This is a genomic window from Magnetococcus marinus MC-1 (assembly GCF_000014865.1).
In the GTDB taxonomy this organism is placed as follows: domain Bacteria; phylum Pseudomonadota; class Magnetococcia; order Magnetococcales; family Magnetococcaceae; genus Magnetococcus; species Magnetococcus marinus.
Genome location: NC_008576.1, coordinates 1,808,714 through 1,828,572 on the forward strand (window position 1 = coordinate 1,808,714; position 19,859 = coordinate 1,828,572).

Below are 19,859 nucleotides of genomic sequence, written 5' to 3' on the forward strand. Positions count from 1 at the left end.
CAGGGGGCATTCATAACCTATGGAAACAGTCCGCGTACTTGTCGTAGATGATAGTCCCTCAATACGGGCATTGATTAAGGCGCTGCTGGCAGACGAGGTAGGTGTCGAAGTGGTGGCTGAAGCTTGCAATGGTCAGCAGGCTGTAGAGCTGAATGCAACTTTATTACCCGATATTATTACCATGGATCTGGAAATGCCGGTCATGACAGGCATTCAGGCGATTGGTGAAATCATGCGTACCCGGGCGGTGCCTATTTTGGTGGTGAGCAGTGTAAGTGATGCTGAGATTGCCTATCAAGCGGTGCGGCACGGTGCCTTGGAGGTAACGGGTAAACCAACCCTGCATGATGGAGAAGAGCTGGCGGAAAAGCTGCGTTTATTGGCGGGTGTGCCGGTGATCCGCCATATTGGCATAGGGCAACAGCTCCCGAGCAGCGTGGATAAGCTCTTGCTGCCCCAAGAGGATCTCCCGGCCCCGACGTGGCTGCCCGTGGCAGAGCACCATGAGAGTGAAGTCCCGCAGCCGGTTTATGTTATTGCCTCATCCACCGGTGGGCCAAATGCTTTGGCGTTGCTTATTGCCGCATTGCCCCAGGGTTTTCCCTATACCGTGCTCATTGCCCAGCATATCTCCGATGGTTTTGCCGCTGGCATGGTGGAGTGGTTGGGGCAGCTTAGTGCGGTCCCTGTGCGTTTGGGTAAGCATGGTGAGCCGATCTTGCCCGGCGTGGTTTATATCGCCCCCTCGGAATTTCACATGACGGTTACGGCAGATGGACGCATTGCCATGCTGACGCCAGCGGAAGGTGACATTTACCATCCCAGTTGTGATGCGTTGTTAAGGTCAGCTGCCGCCGTTTATGGCAGCCGGGTGGTTGGGGTTATCCTCACCGGCATGGGGCGCGATGGGGTACAGGGTTTGGCGGCTGTTTGTCAGGCTGGTGGTAAAACATTGGCCCAGGATGAGGCCAGTTCTGTCATTTTTGGTATGAATAAACTGGCGATTGAGGCCGGTGTTGCCCAGGAGGTGGTGTCGCTGGATAACATGCTGCCAGCCATGCTCAAACACGCCCAGCAGAGCTCTGCGGAGGCGTTATAATGGATCACGCTGTATTGCATCCGCTTATGGCGTTGATTAAACAACGTACCGGCCTACAGTTGGACAATGACAGCCTGCTGTTTAAGCTCGTTCAGCAAGGCTGTTTGGCGCACCGTTGTACGGTACCAGCGTTTCTGCTACGGCTAGAGCAGGATCGTGAAATTTTTTATGAATTGATCAATCGTTTGACCATTAATGAAACCTATTTTTATCGTGAATCTGAACATTTACAGCTTCTTATAGAGCATCTTTTGCCGCCGTTGCTCAACCAGCAGAGATCCGAGCCTATTCGTATTTTAAGCGTGGGCTGCTCCAGCGGTGAAGAGCCTTACTCCATTGCGATGGCCTTGACGGAACGCTTTGGGCCGGATCAGGCACACCTGTTTCGGTTACAGGGTTGTGATATTGATACAACGGTTTTGCAGCGAGCTCGGCAAGGGCAATACGGCAGTTTTTCGTTTCGGTTATTAGATCCACAGCTTAAAGCGCGCTATTTTGAGCCACTGCCTGAGCAGCAATTTCAAATAAAACCGGTCATTGCCCAACAAGTGAACTTTAGCCTGCTTAATCTTATGGATGCGAACTATCCTAGCATGTTGCATGGGCAGGATATTATCTTTTTTAGAAACGTTTCCATCTACTTTGATCAACAGCATCGCCGTGAAATTCAGTCAAAATTACGGGATCTGTTAAATTTTGGCGGTGCTTTGGTAGCTGGCTCGGCGGAGACCTTGCCCAACGATTTTGGCTTGTTGACCCTGGAGCAGTGGGGAGGGTGTTTCTTTTTCCGTAAGGGTAAAAGCCAAGCTGCCGAAGAGGCCGTTGAGTTATGGCACGGGCTGTCGCTCTCTTCTCCCAGTCACTCGTGGAGGCCGCAGGATGAAGCGCTCAGTTGGCGTGGTTTGACAGAAATTGCAGAGGAAGATGAGCCCTTGCCCCCCCTTTTTAGCTTGGATGATGAACTCTTGCTGAGGGAAGAAACCTTGTTACCGGAGGGTAACGGGGAACCTGAGCGGATAGCCGTTCCCAGCATGGATCAGCTCGTGGCCTTACTCAAGGAAAAACGCTATGGCGAAGCCCTCGCTGGGGTAGAGCTGGCCTGCGCCCAGGGCGGGGGGCAGATCCAGGCGGAGCTGCTGCGTCTAAAAGGGGCTGTTTTGCTTAATCAGCGTCAGTTTGTGCAGGCTGAGCTCGCCCTTAAAGGGGCCTTGCAGCAAGATGAGTGGTCTTTGGATGCCCTGCTGCTATTGGGACAAACCGCGCGTTGGCAGGGGCAGACAAAGCAGGCCATTGCTTGGTTTCAGAAGGCGGTCTATCTGGATCCCAGTCACTGGTTGGCGCACTATTTTTTGGCGGAGCTGTACGCAATCGAGCAACAGTCGAGTTTAGCGCAACGGGAGTACCGTCTGGTGTTGCGACAACTGGATGAAAGGCGTCCAGTCGAGGGTACGCTGCTGGCGCTGTTGGCCCTTGCGGTTCCACCTAAGCAGATTAGCTTTCTCTGTCAGCAGAAGCTGGCAAAGTTAGCGGTTCATTCCTGAAAGGAACCCTTTTATGGCCTTGGATATGAGCCGTTTTTTAACCCGCTTTGTGGATGAGGCGCGGGAGCATTTGCAAAGTTTGGAAGAGGGGTTGGCACGGCTGGAGAGCCACCCGGGGGATGCGCAAAACATCGCAGCAATTTTTCGTTCGGCCCATACCATTAAAGGGTCGTCCCGCATGTTAAAACTCACCACCATCAGTGATACCGCCCATAAATTAGAAGATCTGCTTGGTGTGCTGCGCGAAGGGCAGGTGAGCCACACCGCCGAGATGGGCCGCTTGATGGATCGTTGTGTGGATACCCTGGCTGTGCTGGTGGATCTGGTGGCGGCGGGACAACCTTTGCCCCCACCCGATACGGCACTTTGTGCGGCGCTGAGCAAGGCGGCTACGGTTGCTCCCGCAGAGACAGCGGCGCCTGGAGTAACGGAATCGGCGGCAGCCCCTCCCGTTGCGCTGTCGCCCCCTGAAACAGCGGTTGTGGCTGATACCACCCCCCCCGTCAGCGATGCCACGACCTCCACGCCTCTAAAGAGTCCAGATAGCGTGCGGGTGCGCATCGCCAAGTTGGATGAGTTGATTAAACTCATGGGGGAGATGGTTTCTAGCCAAGCCTATTTGCGGCAGCGTTTGGCCGAGAGCCGTCTGCTGGATCTGCAAGCCCGCGAGCTGGCCCAAAGCCATGGCGAAACGGTTGCCCACAGTCAAGCGTTACACCAGCTTTATCTGGCGTTTCGCGATGATATGGCCAACCAGGAGTTGCTGATGCAGGCGCTCAAGGATAAGGCGCTGGTCATGCGTATGTTGCCGCTCTCCATGGTGTTGGATCCTACCGCGCGCATGGTGCGAGAGCTGGGGCGGGATCTGGGTAAACAGGTGCAGTGTGTGGTCAGTGGGGGTGAGGTTGAGCTGGATCGACAGATCATCGACCAGCTGGGCGACCCGTTGGTGCATATGCTGCGCAACGCCATTGACCACGGTATTGAATCGCCAGAGCAGCGGCTGGCAGCGGGCAAGTCGGCCCATGGGCGCATCACCCTCAAGGCGCGTCAGGATAGCGGTTCGGTGGTGATTGAGGTTGAGGATGATGGGCAAGGCTTGCAGGTGGAGAAAATCCGTCAGAAGGCCCTGCAAAAGGGGTTGCTGGAACCGCACCAAGCAGAATCGCTGGAGCCGGCGCAAATTTTGGATCTCATTTTTATGCCGGGTTTTAGTACCAGCGCCATTGTGACCGATCTCTCCGGGCGCGGTGTGGGTATGGATGTGGTGCGAAAGACCATTGTGGAGGGGCTGCATGGTGAGATCAACGTGCAGGCCAGCGCGGGTAAAGGCACAAAATTTTCCATACGCTTGCCACTCTCTTTGGCCTTGATGCGGATTTTGTTGTGCGAGGTGGCGGGGCACCCGTTTGCCTTTAGTGCCCAGCATATTCATGAGCTGGTACGTATTCCCCAGAGTGCCATTTTGACCATGGCCGAGCGTAAGGTGTTTGTCCTGCGCAATATGTTTATACCCTTGGTTGGTTTGGCGCAACTGCTCAACCTGCCTGCGGTGGAGGGGCGTGAGGCGCGGGCTTTGCCCAACAGCCAAGCCGATGTGCTGGTGGTGATTGTGCGGGGGCGTCAGGAGAAGCTGGGTCTGATTGTGGATCAGTTGCTGGATGAGCGAGATATGGTGGTTAAGCCCATGCCGGAGCATATGCGGCGGTTGGCTTTGGTGAGTGGCATGGTGATGACCGGTAAAAACCGATTGGTCAGCGTGCTGCAAGCCCCTGCATTGATGGACCTGGTGCGCAGTGGGCGGGGTGAACGGTTGGTGGCGGTTGAGCGTAGTGGGGCACCGGAGCGGCATAATCGCCATGTGTTGGTGGTGGATGACTCGCTTAATACGCGTGAGATTGAAAAAGAGGTGCTGGAAGCCTATGGCTACCGTGTCACCTTGGCCGATGATGGTTTGGATGGCCTGCAAAAAGCGCGGGCGCAACGCTTTGATGCGGTGTTAACCGATGTGGAGATGCCACGCATGGATGGTTTCTCTTTGACCGAGCAGCTGCGTCAGAGTGCCGATTATCAGGGGGTACCGATTATTATCATCACCTCCCGGCAGAAGGAGCAGGACAAGCGGCGGGGTATTCAGGTTGGGGCCAGTGCCTATATTGTCAAAGGTGATTTTGACCAGAGCAATTTAATTGAGATTTTGGATAATTTGTTGGATTAAACAGATGAATAATAGTGCCAATTGTGGTCAAACAAGAGTGGAGAACCCATGAAAGTTTTGGTGGTGGATGATGATGCCTTGGCGGGTGAGATGACCTCGGCGGTGTTGGAGATGGCGGGGTATGTATGCCTGTTGGCCGAAAATGGCGTCGAGGCACTGGAGTTGATCAGCCAGCATGAGGATTTGATGGCGGTGATTTCTGACCAAAATATGCCCTTGATTACCGGGCTTGAGCTCTATAAAACATTGCAAGAACAAAATGTTACATTGCCATTTATCCTGTTAAGTGGGGATGATTCGACACGCTTGATAGCAGAAAATCCGGGATTAAGTGGTTGTGTTATGAAAGATGCCGATTTAGAGCAACAGCTTGTCGCCGCACTACAGCGGGCGTTGGCCTAAATCGCTTAAGCGGTCTACCCATGGGGTGAAAAAAATGCATGATAAACAGCTTGCCTTTCACAAAAAAATGGCCCATTTGCGCAGCTCCTTTTTACGCGGGCTGCCTGAACGTTTGGAACGGGGGCGTGTTTTGTTGCAAGGGGTACACAGTGGCGAAGGATTATCGGCGGTCAAAGAGCTGCACTTGCTGTTTCACTCCATCAAGGGCACCAGTGCATCGTTTCAACTGTATGAGATCAATCTTTCGGCCAAAGCGGCCGAAGCGATGTTGATGATCGCGCTGGAGCATAAGAAGCTACCCGAGTCTGCCCAACTGGAGCTGCTCACGCAACAGTTGGAGAACATTGTAAATATGGCGGATGCAACCACGTTGGCTTATAGCACCCCCCCCTGTTTTGAGCTCCCCAAACAGGCGCCCGATGCAAGCAATGTCGCCAATATTGCCAGTGAGAGTGAGATCTATATTTGTGATGATGACCCGATTTTACTGGCGCAATTGGTTTCGCAATTGGCCTGTTTTGGCTACCATGCCAGCGCGTTCCACACCCTGGATGATCTGGAGCAGGCGGTGCGTCAGCGGCTACCCAGCGCATTGGTGATGGATGTGGTGTTTCCCGAGGGGAAAGAGGCCGGCTTGGAGCGGGTGGAGAGCCTTAAAACCTATCTGAATGGGCATGTGCCCATTGTGTTTATCTCATCGCGCAATGATTTTGAGTCACGCATGCGGGCGGTTCAGGCGGGGGGGCGTGCCTACTGTCACAAACCGATTCGCTCCACCGAGCTGTTGGATGTACTGGATGGGTTAACCATGACCCACCCTCCGGAACCCTTTCATATTTTGGTGGTGGATGATGAACCCGATACGGCCAACTATCACGCCTTGGTGTTGCAAGAGGCGGGCATGTTGACGCGAATCGTCTCTGATCCGGCCCATGTGCTGGAGGCGCTGACGGGCTTTAATGCCGATCTGGTGCTGATGGATATGTATCTGCCCCAGTGTAGCGGGGCCGAGTTGGCGACTTTGTTGCGGCAGACCCCAGGTTATTTAAGTTTGCCCATTGTGTTTCTATCGAGCGAGACCAATACGGGCCGCCAGTACCAAGCGATGAAGGTCGGAGTAGATGGTTTTTTAAACAAGCCAATTCAGGCAGATACTCTGATTGCCGAGGTGTCTATGCGGGCCGAGCGGATGCGCACTTTACGTTCGCTGATGATCCGCGACAGCTTGACCGGCTTGTATAACCACACCACCACCAAGCATTTTTTGGATTCGGAAATTGCCAGCGCCTCACGGCGGAACAGTACCACCTGTTTTGCCATGATTGATTTAGACTATTTCAAAAAAGTGAACGATACCTATGGCCATGCCATGGGGGATCAAGTGTTGGTGGCTCTCTCTAGGCTGTTGCAGCAGCGGGTACGTCAATCGGATGTGGTGGGACGCTACGGTGGTGAGGAGTTTGCGGTGGTCCTGACGGATATTGATCTGGAGCGTGCTAAGGCCATTCTGGATCAGCTGCGGGAGGATTTTGCGCGGGTTAAGTTTTTTGCGAATGGAATTGAGTTTACATGCAGCTTTAGCTGTGGTGTTGCCGCTTTCCCACGCTTAGAGACGGCTTTGGAAATTGGGGAGGCTGCGGATAAAGCGCTCTATCAAGCCAAACGTGAAGGGCGGAATCAGGTGGTTGCTTTTCAATCTTAAGGATTCAATGCAGCAGGTGGGTGGTGCGGGATGAGCGATTTAGAACAGCTATTGGAAAGCAAAGGGCATGACCACACAGAGATTGTAAATGTGGAGGATCCCCAAGTAAAATTGGTGATTTTTGCCCTGCATGATCAGATCTTTGCCTTTCCGGGTGAGCAAATTCGGGAAATCGTTACCGATCTTGAGATTTTTTATGTACCGGGTTGCCCCCGTTCCATGGCCGGCGTGGTCAATATTCGGGGCAATATTGAGTCGGTTCTTAACTTGGACCATCTGTTGGGCATTCAGCGGGAGCCGCCGCCGCGTCTCACACTGCTGATTGGCGAAGGGGATGGTTTGCGCAGCGGGTTGCGGGTTGATCAGGTGTTGGATGTGCTGGATCAGCCCATAAGCGGCATTCAACCCCCGTTAGAGACGGTTTCAGAGCAGATACGCCCCTTTGTGACGGGTATTCTGCACTATCGGCAACAGCCGGTGATGGTGTTGAGTTTGGTGCCGCTGTTTGCCCACTACCGGCACACCATGAAATATCCGGGCTAAATCCACAGCTGGCAAAGTGGCCAGACAGGTGCGTTTAGCCCGCAGTGTCGCCCATTAGAAAGAGCGGATCAGTATGGAAGCTCAATCGTTTAAAGCAGCCGCCACACTGCCCCGCCATGTGAACATGGTGCTGTTTAGTGCCGGTGGGCAAAAATTTGCGATGGAGTCCTTGCATATTCGGGGGGCGCAGAGCAGCCCGGCCGCAGGTGTGTTGGATCTGGAGCGGCTCTTGGGTTTACCCCAAGAGAACACGCCCCCCCACTATCTGGTTTTGCAGCAGGCGGTGGCGGGATGTACGTTGCTGGCGGTGCGGGAACCGATCCATATCCAGAGGGTGGCTGCCCAGCACATTAAACCATTGCCCCCTTTGTTGGCGCTTCACCGAGATCTGTTGGCTCTGCGTGGCTTGATGGTGGATGGGCCGGGGCTACGCGCCATTATAAGCCCCCATGGATTGGTGCCCCTCATGGCCGACTAAAAGCCCCGATCGCATGCCCTATTATGGTTTGAACCCATCGGTTGCCTGTGCTTCGACATGGGTTTGGCCACCTTACAAGGGGCTTCTACCATGCTCGATCCTCTCCTGCATTGTCGATCTATTGGCTGACACCGCACAGACCCTGCTGAGATGGTTACCTTGGTGTGTCCCCCTCGCGTTTTCCTTGATCAGCATGGTCTGCTTGCTTTTGGGCGGCGCAAAGATCCGCCGCAGGAGCGGTTTGCGCGTGCCTTAACCTCGCCTACCCAGGTACATGAGCGATTTGGCGGTTGTGGGCGCCTTGAAAGGGCAGATTGCTCTGCTAAATTATGCTATACAAAGCGTGTCAATTAAGTTTTCATAGACGAATAAGGGTCCACCCTCAGAGGGACTCTTTTTTTTTAGATCCACTTTTGATTTGGGATGGTGCAGGTGAGCAGTTATTCAGACGAAGCCTATGATGAACTCCATGCCACCATGCAAGGTTGGCTGAGGGATTTTAATGAGAGCGACGCTTTTGCCGCTTTGGATGAGGCCATTAAGCCTGATAGCTCCTTGGTAATCTCGCTGTTTGTGGATCTTATGTACACCTACCATGAGCGTCTGCCCGCCAAGTGGAGCGCGGCCAGTGTCGAGCAGTGTTGTATTGAGACGATTCCCCATAAAGCGATGGCAGGGGAGGGCTTTTTTTTGTCGGTTAATCCTGTGTTAAAAGCCTTTTTTGTCTTTTTAGAAGAGCAAGGCGCGATTAAAAACGCTCGCGTATTGGCGCGCACCATGGATAAACTTGCCAAAAAAATGGTCGCTCAAGTAGAAAATAGAAGCCACTGGGACATTGCCAAACAGGCTCCCGCCTCCAATGCGGAGCACACGGTTGCTTCAACAGCGTCGATGAAACCACGCAGCAGCGAGTGGGTGCCACGGGTCAAACCGGAAGAACTGGATGAGGGGTTATCCTTGTTTGAGGCGATGGATGACGATTCAACCATCCCAGATAATGACCCGAAGGTGGTCCAATATCTGAACCGTCAAGCCAAGCGCATCGCCAAAGCGGTGGAGTCCAATAAAAAACTACCGTTGGACGATAAACTTATCCAGATGCTGGATGAACACCCCTATCTGCTGTTTGATATGCTGGATGAATTAAGCGAAGAGCGCGACGATGGGGGCAGCCTCCCGCCGAGCTTGGCGATGGCTTATTTGATTTTAGTAAGTACCCAACTGCAACAGATACGGGCCTATTTAGAGGCGGGTTATGACTGGGCGGTGAGTGTGGTTGCGGAGTTCCAAGAGGCGGTGATTGAAGCGGTCTCCTTAGAGCTGATCTCCCCCAGCGTATTAGAGTCCCTGCTGCATGTGTTGGAAGACGCCGGCATCGACCCCATGCCAGAGTTGATTAAGGTGCATGATCAACTGTTGGCGGCCTATGTGGCAGAGATGGATCCCTCAGAAGAGAGCGTGCAGGGGTTGATCGAGGAGCTGTTGGAGCACCATGAGGGGAATCCGTTTGGTGTGTGTGAAACCCTGATTCACACCACCCGCTCCATGGATATGGAGTCGCAGGATATGGCGATTGGTACCTTTATCAACAGCACCCTGCCGGAGGTAAGGGATGCGGTCTCGCTGTTGGTGCTTAGTCCCAATGTGCATACCCGCCGCAGTGTGCTGTTGTGGCTGCACAGCAATGCCGAAAACCTGACCCCCACGGCTTTACGTCGGTTGATTGTGGTACGCAATTGGCTACCCAAGGATGAGCGTAAGCAGGTGGATGAGGTGACGCGCAAGGCTCGTAGAAAAGGGGTGCAGTGTGCGCAGTGGTCAGCGGGAAATCCCGTCACTCAGCGCATTGCCACCACCGTGGATGGGGCAGGAGCGCAGGCCTTTTTGGTGATCACCCAGTATGAGAAAAAATGGTTCCGGGCGGTTTCGCTGTTGATTAAGCAAGGCAAAGGGGTTGCCGATGTCTGGCATAGTGAGCCGATGCCCCAGAGTGAGGTGGATCGGTTAATCCGTGAAAATGCCCAGGTCTCTTTGGTGGGTAAGGTTTCAGAAGCCTTTTTAAACCGTTTGGTGAGTTATGCGATTGAGGTTGGTTTGCAGCAAAATACCCCACCCCCCCTCCAATTGCTGGAGGTAGCGGAGCTATTGGGGGCCCAAAAATGGGTGCCGGTGCCCCTTGATCTCGCGGCCCGCATGGATGAGATTTTAACCTCGGCAGAGACCCCGAGTGATCAGCTGTTTGATGAGGAGATCGATCTAGATCTGCTGATGAATGCCAACTATTTTCGCCCGGTGAAAGGGGTGACCGATAGCTGGTTTGTGGAGGGGCAGGCCCTCATGGATTTTTTAAACCACACCCGCATTCGCAAGCAGGAGCGCTTGGTTGACCGGGTGTTAAAGGATTTTGTCGAGCCGCAACGGGCATGGTGGGCCGAAAAAGTGGGCATGACCGCTTTGGTGATGGCCGAGCAGGGTAAACAGGCCATCGCCTATCGCTGTGCCTTGTTAAGTAAAGCTCTGCTCGAAGGCTACCCTCTGCACAAAATCGCTTTTATGCGCTACGTGGCAGAGCGCTCGTGTGATTGGATGAGCGCCCCCTAGGCCGTGGTGTTTGTGTGGTTACAGACGAATGGGGGTTGGGGATCGCTCGTTAGGCGCGTACAGGTTGCGCCTAGGGGTCTGTGGGGTTGGTTGAAGAGCACTCAGATGATGGGGATTGCATGGGACGTTGGTTGACCGTAAAGATGGTAGGCTTGGCACTGTTGCTCTCGCCCCCCGTATGGGGGGTGCCGTTGATTAATGAGCCTATTCAACCCATACCGTTGACCCAGGCTGAGTTGAATAAGCAACAGGTGGCATTGGGGGAGCTGCTCTACCACGATACCCGCCTTTCGGGTGACGGCACGTTAAGCTGTGCGAGCTGCCACCCCGTTAATGCGGGGGGGATGGATGGTCTGCCGGTTTCTGTAGGCATACGGCAGCAAAAGGGGGGCATCAATGCCCCAACGGTGCTTAATGCGCGCTATAATTTGGCGCAGTTTTGGGATGGCCGGGCCGACTCTTTAGAGAGTCAGGCGTTGGGACCTGTGACCAACCCTATTGAGATGGGGGCACGTTGGGAGGGGGTGTTGGAGCGGCTTAATCGAGATAAAAAGATGCGCCGTCGTTTTAGTGAGCTGTTTCCCCATTTAGGTATCACCAAGGAGAGCATTAGTCTTGCTATTGCCACCTATGAGCGTAGCTTGACCACCCCTAACGCCCCCTTTGATCGCTATTTAAGAGGGGATCTAAAGGCGGTGGAGCGGGAGGTGGTCGAGGGTTATGAGCTCTTTAAATCTTACGGCTGTGTGGCGTGTCACCAGGGGGTCAATGTGGGCGGTAATATGTACCAAACCTTTGGCCTGTTTGGTAACTATTTTAAAGACCGCCAGATACCAATCACCAAGAGTGATTATGGCCGCTTTAATGTAACCGCGCAGGAGGAGGACCGTTTTGCCTTTAAAGTACCTTCGCTGCGCAATGTGGCCCTAACCGCGCCCTATTTTCACGATGGGCGTGTTAAGAGCCTGTCGCAGGCGGTGCAATTAATGGCCCACTATCAGCTAGGCCGCCAGCTAAGTGCAGAACATATAGAAAAAATTGTCGCTTTTTTGCATAGCCTAACCGGTACCCAGCCGGAGGCCCCATGATGCGATTAACCTCAAATAATATATGGGTGTTTATTGCTGTTGTGGCGATGGGGGTTGTCTCCCTTGTGACCCTGTTGACTTTTACCCGCCAAATTGACCAATCCCAGCATCGGCAGGTGCAGGGCCATTTACAACAGCTCTATCGCTTGGATGCGGCGATGGATCAATCCCTTGGCTTGGTGCAGCACGGCATGCTCACCCATTATGATAGCTTTGTTCAATATAGTTTAGAAATAAATCAAATTCTTAAAGCGCTAGATCCTGCTCAAGCACGCAGTGGGTTAAGCCGTAGCGATGAGATGGTGTCACTCTATCAAGGGCTACTAAAAAGTTGGCAAGAGAAGCTTTGGTTGGTGGAGCGGTTTAAATCGGACCAAGCGGTTTTGCGCAACTCATTGCGCTATTTTCCGCAGGCTCTGATGGAGATTACCGAGCAGCTTGACCACAATAAGCCGGAATTGACTGGCTTCGATGCCAACCAAGCGCGCGTTATGAGCCGGCAGCTAACCTTATTGCTGCGTTTGACCTTGGTCAGTAACAACCGGGGTCCGGAGCAGGATTTGTGGGCATTGGGGCAGTCCCAAGAGCTCATCCTAACTCTATTGGAACAGCATCAGGGAACACTGGTTCAGCAGGTGCGTAACCTGATGGAGCATGGCGCGTTGATCCATAAATTTCAAATGAAGGTGAACCGTTGGAGCCAAGACGCGGTTGCGCAACCCACCGAGCGGCAATTGGATCGCTTGGCTGAGAGCTACTATGCTGCATTTGAGGGGGATTTGCGACGGGCTGATCAATTGCGCTTGTGGATGTACCTGTTGACTCTGGTGCTGATCGGTGTGGGGATGTTGGTAGCGCGCAAGGTGATGCTGTTGCGTTTGGCCCATGCCCAGCAGGAGGCCTTGGTGGCACAGCGGACGACTGAGTTACGACGGGAGCTGTTGGAGCGTCGTAAGGCCGAAGAGCGGTTTCGCTCGGTGGCGGAATCGGCGGGGGATGCCATTCTAGCGGTGGACCGTCATGGTCGTATTAGTTTTTGGAACCGCAGTGCAACCACCATTTTTGGTTATGAGTATGCCCAGGTAAAAGGGCGCAGTCTGGAGATGTTGGTGCCAGAGCATCAACAGAGCTTTTACCAACATATTTTGCAAGCGTCGTTAAAGGCGGATGCCTTGCTCAAGCCCCGCGAGGTGCAAACCTTGGAGGCCCAGCGAGCCGATGGTACGATTTTTCCCGTAGAGGCTTCATTAGCCAGTTGGAAAACCGGCGGAAAGCGATTTTTTACGCTGGTTATCCGGGATATTACTGAACGTAAGGCGATGGAAGATCGCCTGCACGCCACTCTGAACTCGTTGGATGCCAAGGTGGCGGAGCGTACCTCGGAGTTGCAAAGCCGGATGGATGAGCTTAACCGTACCCGTGACCAGTTGGTCAGTAGTGAAAAGATGGCCTCTATTGGTCGGTTGGCGGCGGGGGTGGCCCATGAGATCAACACACCCATTGGCATTGCGGTGGGGGCGGCTTCGCAAAATCGTGAAACCACCAACCGTATTCTGGCGATGCTAGAGCAGGAAGAGGTGGATGAAGAGTCGTTGGTCGAAGAGCTCAAGAGCTTGGATAAACTGGCCCATTTAATCAGCAATAGCATGGAGAAAGCGGCCAAACTTATTCGGGTTATGCGGCGTTTTACCCATATCTCGACCGATTGGCAGTTGGAGCCATTGGATATGGAAAGTGCCTTGCTGGAGATTGTCGATCCGTTGCGTCCAATGTTTGACCAGCAACATGTGGTGTTGCAGATTAAGGTTGAGCAAGCCTTGCAGGTGATGAGTCGGAAAGATCTGGTGCAGGAGATCTTTTCAGACCTGCTTAATAATACCCTGGTCCATGCTTTTCCCCAGCCGGGCGGGGGGGAGGTGAAGATTGTCATAAGCTATGTCGAGGGGGAGGTTTTACTCAACTATCAGGATGACGGGATCGGCATGGATGAGGTCGTGCAACAGCAGATGTTCGAGCCTTTTTTTACCACGGCCCATCCTGAGGGGCGCTACGGTTTGGGCCTCTATTTTTTACAAACCCTGGTGCAAGGGCAGCTACAGGGCCGAGTGCTTTGCCAAAGTGGCACAGGTGAAGGGGTACGCTTTGAGATCTGTTGGCCCTGTGAAAGGGTGTTGGTGCAGCCCTAAAGGCGTAGCGGGTCATGTGCGTTCAGTGTCGGTGTGTGGGGAGGGTCGCGTAAGCATTGCCGTGTTGGAGGGGCGCGGTAGGTTGAGGTAGAGCAGGGGGGTAGGGGCATCGTCTCGGTGGAGCCAAGGATAGCCTGCTTGGGGTGGGGGTGTTTAGCGTGAAGGTGGCTTGTTAGGCAACATGGGTTTGCCTGTGCGGGGCGGGGGGAAGGGCTAAAACCCAAAAAAACGGTCAAAAGCATGATTGTAAGCTTGCACCAGAGCGGGGAGTGGGTAAGAATGCGCTGCAACCAAGGGGCGCGGCGGGTTGGTGTTATGTCAAACGTCCGCAAAGATCGTTCAAGGTCTGTTTTTAAAATGCGGCACCCCCCGGGGTAAGCGCCGCGCGGCTTTTGGAATCGCTTATCTCTTGAGATCTTCGCCAACCTTCGGTCTGGTGAGGATGAGAGGCATGGAGTATGGGACTTACAGGCGTAGACCAGCACTGTTCCACTCAGTCTAAACATGCTGAGCAAACCCTTCTCCCCATGGGTACCACCGACTCTTTTTTCTCTGCGTCCAATATCCATAGGATCATTAAAGGGGATTTAATCCCTACTTGTTCTTGTCTTTGGAACCTGCGTAATATCCACAATAACCTATTGGCGCAATCTGTTACTGCGTCAGCCATCGTCTGTTAACGGAGCGGCTATGTCTGTCAACATCCTCATTGTCGAAGACGAACGGGATCTGGCTAATACCCTGGAGTATAGCTTGAAACAAGAGGGCTTTAATGCTCGTGTCGCCCTAACCGGTGAAGAGGGGATGCGAATTGCAACGGTGGAACGCTGGCCCGATCTGGTGCTGCTGGATCTTATGTTGCCCGGTGTGTCGGGCATTGAGGTGTGTCGACGTATGCGTGAGGAGGATGGTACCCGTACCATGCCGGTGATCATGCTCACGGCGCGGGGGGAGGAGATTGACAAAGTGATGGGCTTTGAGGCCGGAGCCGATGACTATGTGGTTAAACCGTTTAAGGTTAGGGAGTTGGTCTTGCGTATACGCGCCATTTTACGGCGGGTACAACCAGAGCAGGCCGAGAGTGCCGCCCTGGTCACCTTTGGTCGTTTAAAGGTGGATCTAGAGGGGCACCGGGTGTGGGTTGACGGTGAAGAGAGCAGCTTGACCGCGATGGAGTTTAAGTTACTGACCACCTTTTTATCGCGCAAGGGGCGGGTGCAAAACCGGGATACCCTGCTCAACGATGTATGGGGGGTAAATGCCTTTGTGCAGACCCGCACGGTGGATGCCCACGTTAAACGATTGCGGGAAAAACTTGGCCCAGCGGGTAAATATATGGAGACCATCCGCGGGGTAGGTTACCGTTTTCGTGATCGCCCGGATGGGGAAGATATGTCGTGAATTTAGGTATTCGTGGCAAGCTGTTCCTGCTCTCCTTTATCCTGATTTTGCTGGTGGGTGCCTCGGTGGGCATGCTGCTGGAACTTGCGCTGGGCAACTGGTTGCAAGCGCAAATTCGCGGTGAATTAGAGAGCTATGCGCGGTTGGGGGTGGCGAGCCTGATGGATCAACGGCTCGACTATACCATGACCGGGTTGGATGCGCTGGCCGATCATTTGGGGGAGATTACCCAGTCGCGTGTCACCATTGTGGATGTGGATGGTCGCGTGCTGGGGGATGGACGGGTGGCTCTGGCAGCTTTACCGAGTGTTGACAATCACGCCAAACGTCCCGAAATTGTGCAAGCCTATAAAGAGGGGAGCGGGGCTTCCATTCGCTACTCGGCAACCCTAAAGACCGATATGTTCTATGTAGCCCGGACTTATCATCTCAAAGATGGGCAGATGGGTGTGTTGCGGGTTGCCAAGCCGATGTCGCAGTTGGCTCCCATTCGTGAGCGTCTGCGCTTAATGTTGGTCTTGGCGGGCATTTTGGCGGTGTTGGCGGCTATGGGGGTCAGTTCCCTAGCGGCCCATTTTAGTACCCGCCGTTTCCGTAAATTGATGGCCCAGGTTCACGCCATTTCCAGTGAAGCCCTGAGCAGTTCGGTCGCTCCGGTAGAGATGCAGCCGGGTGATGAGTTGGGTCTATTGGGGGCCTCTTTCCGAAGTATGGCGATGGAGCTGCGGCGCAATGTCTCGTCGGTTACACGGGAGCGACGTCTGTTGCAAGGGGTGCTTCAGGGGATGGCCGATGGCCTGTTGGTGGTGGATGATCACAGCCGGGTAGTCTTGAGTAACCCTCCGGCGGAGACACTGCTGGGGGTGGGCGAAGAGCATGTGGGTGAGACCCTGCAAAGTGTGCTGAGCTCACAATGTTACCAGCAGCTTAGTCAGGTGTTGCAGGTGGAAAACAATCTGCCGGGTAGTGTGGAACTCACGCTGACTTTTGGTGACGAAAGCCGTTTTGTGCAGGCGCAGTGGACGCCGATGGAGGGCGAGCGCGGCTATATTATTGTGTTTCATGATAATACCATACTGCGTAGGCAGGAGCAGATTCGGCGGGATTTTGTGGCCAATGTCTCCCACGAATTACGTACCCCCATTAGCATTCTTCAGGCGAATGCGGAAACACTGCTCAATGGTGCCCTTAATGATAAAGCCTATGGGGTGCAGCTGGTCAATGCCATTGAGCGGCATGCTATTCGGCTGTCGCAAATTATCTCCAAACTACTGGATCTGGCCCGTCTGGAGTCCAACGAGCTTATCTTTAAGAATGAACCGCTGAATATAAGCTCCATTGTCAACAGTGTGCAGGAGCATATTACCCCGCTGGCCCAGGAAAAAAATATTACCTGCTGGTCTATGATTAAGCCCGAAGTGGTCTGTATGGGGGATCGTGAGGCGGTCGAGGAGGTGCTTAGCAATCTGGTTTCCAACGCGGTGAAGTATATACCGGCGGGGGAGCAGATCTCCATTACCTGTAGCGAGTTGCAAGGGTTTAACCGGATTGAGGTAAGCGATACCGGTGCAGGGATTGATGCCAGCCACCATAGCCGCGTATTTGAACGTTTTTACCGGGTGGATAAGGGGCGTTCTCGGGATATGGGCGGCACAGGGTTGGGGCTCTCGATTGTTAAGCAGATGGTGCGTAAGATGGGCGGGGATGTGGGGGTGGAGTCGGTCAATCCCCATGGTTGCCGTTTTTGGTTTACGCTACCTAAAAAGATGGAAGGACAACGTGTTACCCGCCCCGCAACCGGCCATCCTGCGATTTTGCCGGACGATGCGCCGTTGGATCTTAAAGGACATGAAGTGGGTCGCCACCCCTAGCCCCTAACAACGAGGTTGGACCCAGAGCGGCCCCCCGTGTTATGCGTGGGGCCGCTTGTCAATGTATTACAGGCGTTGGTCGCTCTGCTCTTTGGCAAACAGCGATTTTAGGTCGTAGAAAACCGAAATCTCTTTGCGCAGGGCTTGGACCCACTCAATGCCCGCCTCGATAAATTGGCGATGGGGTACCGCCAAAATTACCGCGTCATAGTGGGCATGGGGAACCTCGGTCAGCAAATTTAGGCCATACTCATGGTGCGCCTCTTGGGCATCCACCCAGGGGTCGTAAATGGCCACTTCGGCCCCATATTCCAGAAGCTCTTGAGCAATATCCACCACCCGAGTGTTGCGCAGATCGGGGCAGTTCTCCTTAAAGGTTAGGCCCAAGATTAAAATGGTCGAACTGGCGACACACAAATGTTTGCGGGTCATCAGCTTAATCACTTCACTGGCGACATAGGTGCCCATGCTGTCATTGACGCGGCGGCCAGCAAGAATCATATCCGGGTGGTAGCCAATCTCTTGGGCTTTATGGGTCAGATAGTAGGGATCAACCCCAATACAGTGCCCCCCCACCAAGCCGGGCCTAAAGGGCAGAAAATTCCACTTGGTACCTGCCGCCTGCAACACCTCTAAGGTGTCGATCTCCAAGCGGTTAAAGAGCAGGGCCAACTCGTTAATCAAGCCAATGTTGACATCCCGTTGGGTGTTTTCAATCACCTTGGCGGCCTCGGCCACCCGGATGCAAGAGGTTAGGTGGGTGCCCGCCTGAATGATGGATTGATAGAGTTGATCAACCCACTGAGCAGCCTCGGCTGTTGAGCCAGAGGTGACTTTGGTGATGGTCTCCAGGCGATGCACCTTATCCCCTGGGTTGATGCGCTCAGGGCTATAGCCTGCGAAAAAGGTCTCGTTAAAGACCAAACCGGAGTGCTTGGCCAAAATAGGTACGCACACCTCTTCGGTGGCACCGGGGTAGACCGTGGATTCATAAATCACCACGTCCCCCGCTTTAAGAACCTTGCCGACGGTTTCTGAGGCACTTATCAGCGGGCTCAGATCCGGGCGGCGGTAGTTGTCAATGGGGGTGGGTACGGTGACAATGTAGGTGTTGCAGTGGGCAATTTCTTGTAAATCAGCGGTAAAACTAAGCTGGCTGGCTTGCGCTAGCTCGACGCTGCTACACTCTAGGGTGGTGTCTTGACCCTGTTGCAGTTGGGTAATGCGTTGGCTGCGGATATCAAAGCCCACTGTGGGATATTTTTTCCCAAAGGCAACAGCTAGGGGCAAACCCACATAACCGAGGCCGATGATGGCAATTTTGGGATTTTTATTCACATGGCACCTGCTTTTCGTCTAATAATGGGTCATTATCATCACGCCCTGCCGTGGCAGGGTGCCCATCGCGCGACAGTTAAGTTAAAAAACGTGCGACAGGAAAGGCATACTATGCAGGTTCCAAGCCGTTCTGTACCAGTAGGAAAGCAGTTTTTCCCACAAATGTAATGGGAACACCATCACGCTGTTATAGGGGTGGGGTAAAAGGGTGGGTGCCTAACAAATTAGGCGTGGATGACCATGAGTGCTTGCAAGGAGTGGCACGATTATGACAGTTGGTATTGGGCTTATCGGCTTTGGTCCCTGGGGTGAGGTTCTTTATAAGGAGGTAGGGAACCATCCTGCCTTTTCGATTGCGGCCATTTATGACCGTAATCGGGAGCACCAGCTCAAGTTGCAGGAGCAGGGTTTAGGGCACATGCTCACGGAAAGTGCCGACGCTTTGATTAGCCATCGTAAAGTAGATATGGTGATGGTGGCAACGCAGGTCACGGAACATGCCAATTTGGTCTTTAAATCGTTACAGGCGGGTCGCCATGTTTGGGTTGAAAAGCCCATTTGTGAGCATCGTGACGAAGCCAATGCCATGCGCAAACTGGCCAAAAAAGAGCAGCGTGTGCTGTTTGTGGACCATACTCAGCTCTACTGCCCCGCTTTTGATCGCATTCGGCAGATGGTGCGGGGGGGGGAACTGGGGCGTATTCGACAGGTGCGTACCTGGCGGGCCAACTTTGGCCGCTTTGCCAAGGATAGCGATGTACTGGGGCAGTTGCTCTACCATGATATCTATCTGGTGCAGGCGCTTTTTCCGCAAGTGGAGCTGCTGCGCCTCTCTAGCTCCGGCAGCGATTTAATGATCCATGGACAGTGGGATACGGTCAACTGCTCGGTGATGCTGGCCAATGGGGTGATGGTGGATATGATGGCCAGCCTCACCCATCCAGAAAAAGCCCGCAGCATGAGCATCATGGGGGAAAAGGGCGCGTTGGTGTGGGAGGATTCCCCCAACTCCGAGGTGCGCCTCTATCGCCATAAGGTGGAGCGCCATGATTACGGTGAGGCGCTGACGGTGACGTTGGATAAAGAGCCTCTCTGCATTGATCCCCCTTCAACCCCCACCCCGTTGCAGCGGGCTTTAGACCACATGCTCTCCTCCATACACCGAGGGGAGCAGCCTGAGTCTAGTGTGCCAGAGGCGGTGGAGGTGCTTAACTGGATGCGCCGTATTCGCGGTATCTGTGCCCACAGTGGCTTTTGAGCCCTACGCTGGGATAGGTGAAACGAGAGGGGCCTGGGGCAATGCCGGGCCCCTTTTTCTTATGGGATGGGGTGAACAAGCCTTTCCCGGCCTGCTTACTTCCTTTACGCTTGATCCGGATCAGGTGCAAACC

Annotated in this window: 14 protein-coding genes; 13 read left to right on the forward strand and 1 reads right to left on the reverse strand. The window is 53.9% G+C overall.

The annotated features are described in order from the left end of the window. Window positions 1-19: 19 nt before the first annotated feature. From cheB to MMC1_RS07625, 12 genes are all read left to right on the forward strand, one after another. Window positions 20-1,099, forward strand: coding sequence for a chemotaxis-specific protein-glutamate methyltransferase CheB (gene cheB / locus MMC1_RS07570; protein ID WP_011713142.1), 1,080 nt, complete (start codon window positions 20-22; stop codon window positions 1,097-1,099). Then, a complete protein-coding gene (locus MMC1_RS19825; protein WP_011713143.1) occupies window positions 1,099-2,640 on the forward strand; it encodes a CheR family methyltransferase in 1,542 nt (513 codons plus the stop codon). Before cheB ends, MMC1_RS19825 begins: the two co-directional genes overlap by 1 nt. A gap of 13 nt (window positions 2,641-2,653) precedes the next feature. Continuing rightward, window positions 2,654-4,858 (forward strand): hybrid sensor histidine kinase/response regulator, encoded by a 2,205-nt coding sequence (locus MMC1_RS07580; protein ID WP_011713144.1) that lies wholly within the window; start codon window positions 2,654-2,656, stop codon window positions 4,856-4,858. Between the two features lie 48 nt (window positions 4,859-4,906). Then, window positions 4,907-5,260: a response regulator gene (locus tag MMC1_RS07585; RefSeq protein ID WP_011713145.1), complete on the forward strand. Its 354-nt coding sequence runs from the start codon at window positions 4,907-4,909 to the stop codon at window positions 5,258-5,260. Window positions 5,261-5,294: 34 nt separating this feature from the next. Then, window positions 5,295-6,962, forward strand: a complete 1,668-nt coding sequence (locus MMC1_RS07590; RefSeq protein WP_011713146.1) for a diguanylate cyclase — start codon at window positions 5,295-5,297, stop codon at window positions 6,960-6,962. A 30-nt stretch (window positions 6,963-6,992) separates the two neighbouring features. Further along, on the forward strand, window positions 6,993-7,505 hold the full coding sequence (locus tag MMC1_RS07595; RefSeq protein ID WP_011713147.1) for a chemotaxis protein CheW: 513 nt from the start codon (window positions 6,993-6,995) through the stop codon (window positions 7,503-7,505). Between the two features lie 73 nt (window positions 7,506-7,578). Continuing rightward, window positions 7,579-7,983 (forward strand): hypothetical protein, encoded by a 405-nt coding sequence (locus tag MMC1_RS07600; RefSeq protein ID WP_011713148.1) that lies wholly within the window; start codon window positions 7,579-7,581, stop codon window positions 7,981-7,983. A 432-nt stretch (window positions 7,984-8,415) separates the two neighbouring features. Further along, window positions 8,416-10,584: a hypothetical protein gene (locus tag MMC1_RS07605; protein WP_011713149.1), complete on the forward strand. Its 2,169-nt coding sequence runs from the start codon at window positions 8,416-8,418 to the stop codon at window positions 10,582-10,584. A 119-nt stretch (window positions 10,585-10,703) separates the two neighbouring features. Further along, window positions 10,704-11,672, forward strand: a complete 969-nt coding sequence (locus MMC1_RS07610) for a cytochrome-c peroxidase (RefSeq protein WP_011713150.1) — start codon at window positions 10,704-10,706, stop codon at window positions 11,670-11,672. Further along, window positions 11,669-13,858 carry a DAHL domain-containing protein gene (locus MMC1_RS07615; RefSeq protein ID WP_011713151.1) on the forward strand — a complete coding sequence of 730 codons (2,190 nt, stop codon included), beginning with the start codon at window positions 11,669-11,671 and terminating at the stop codon, window positions 13,856-13,858. Before MMC1_RS07610 ends, MMC1_RS07615 begins: the two co-directional genes overlap by 4 nt. A 690-nt stretch (window positions 13,859-14,548) precedes the next feature. Next, window positions 14,549-15,259: a response regulator gene (locus MMC1_RS07620; RefSeq protein ID WP_011713153.1), complete on the forward strand. Its 711-nt coding sequence runs from the start codon at window positions 14,549-14,551 to the stop codon at window positions 15,257-15,259. Next, on the forward strand, window positions 15,256-17,130 hold the full coding sequence (locus tag MMC1_RS07625) for a sensor histidine kinase (protein WP_011713154.1): 1,875 nt from the start codon (window positions 15,256-15,258) through the stop codon (window positions 17,128-17,130). The genes MMC1_RS07620 and MMC1_RS07625 overlap by 4 nt, the downstream gene beginning before the upstream one ends. Before the next feature lie 66 nt (window positions 17,131-17,196). Here MMC1_RS07625 and tviB read toward each other — a convergent pair whose 3' ends face one another. Next, complete coding sequence (gene tviB / locus MMC1_RS07630) at window positions 17,197-18,468, reverse strand: Vi polysaccharide biosynthesis UDP-N-acetylglucosamine C-6 dehydrogenase TviB (RefSeq protein ID WP_011713155.1); 1,272 nt, start codon at window positions 18,466-18,468, stop codon at window positions 17,197-17,199. Between the two features lie 268 nt (window positions 18,469-18,736). On the opposite strand from tviB, the gene MMC1_RS07635 reads away from it, so the two are divergent. After that, window positions 18,737-19,726 carry a Gfo/Idh/MocA family protein gene (locus tag MMC1_RS07635; protein ID WP_011713156.1) on the forward strand — a complete coding sequence of 330 codons (990 nt, stop codon included), beginning with the start codon at window positions 18,737-18,739 and terminating at the stop codon, window positions 19,724-19,726. Window positions 19,727-19,859: the final 133 nt, after the last annotated feature.

What these genes read in the sequence shown, in the direction of transcription:
- MMC1_RS07580 (WP_011713144.1), top strand. Translation starts at nt 2,654, where the DNA reads ATGGCCTTGGATATGAGCCGTTTTTTAACCCGCTTTGTGGATGAGGCG.
- MMC1_RS07595 (WP_011713147.1), top strand. Translation starts at nt 6,993, where the DNA reads ATGAGCGATTTAGAACAGCTATTGGAAAGCAAAGGGCATGACCACACA.
- MMC1_RS07635 (WP_011713156.1), top strand. Translation starts at nt 18,737, where the DNA reads ATGACAGTTGGTATTGGGCTTATCGGCTTTGGTCCCTGGGGTGAGGTT.
- cheB (WP_011713142.1), top strand. Translation starts at nt 20, where the DNA reads ATGGAAACAGTCCGCGTACTTGTCGTAGATGATAGTCCCTCAATACGG.
- MMC1_RS07610 (WP_011713150.1), top strand. Translation starts at nt 10,704, where the DNA reads ATGGGACGTTGGTTGACCGTAAAGATGGTAGGCTTGGCACTGTTGCTC.
- MMC1_RS07590 (WP_011713146.1), top strand. Translation starts at nt 5,295, where the DNA reads ATGCATGATAAACAGCTTGCCTTTCACAAAAAAATGGCCCATTTGCGC.
- MMC1_RS19825 (WP_011713143.1), top strand. Translation starts at nt 1,099, where the DNA reads ATGGATCACGCTGTATTGCATCCGCTTATGGCGTTGATTAAACAACGT.
- MMC1_RS07615 (WP_011713151.1), top strand. Translation starts at nt 11,669, where the DNA reads ATGATGCGATTAACCTCAAATAATATATGGGTGTTTATTGCTGTTGTG.
- MMC1_RS07620 (WP_011713153.1), top strand. Translation starts at nt 14,549, where the DNA reads ATGTCTGTCAACATCCTCATTGTCGAAGACGAACGGGATCTGGCTAAT.
- MMC1_RS07600 (WP_011713148.1), top strand. Translation starts at nt 7,579, where the DNA reads ATGGAAGCTCAATCGTTTAAAGCAGCCGCCACACTGCCCCGCCATGTG.
- MMC1_RS07585 (WP_011713145.1), top strand. Translation starts at nt 4,907, where the DNA reads ATGAAAGTTTTGGTGGTGGATGATGATGCCTTGGCGGGTGAGATGACC.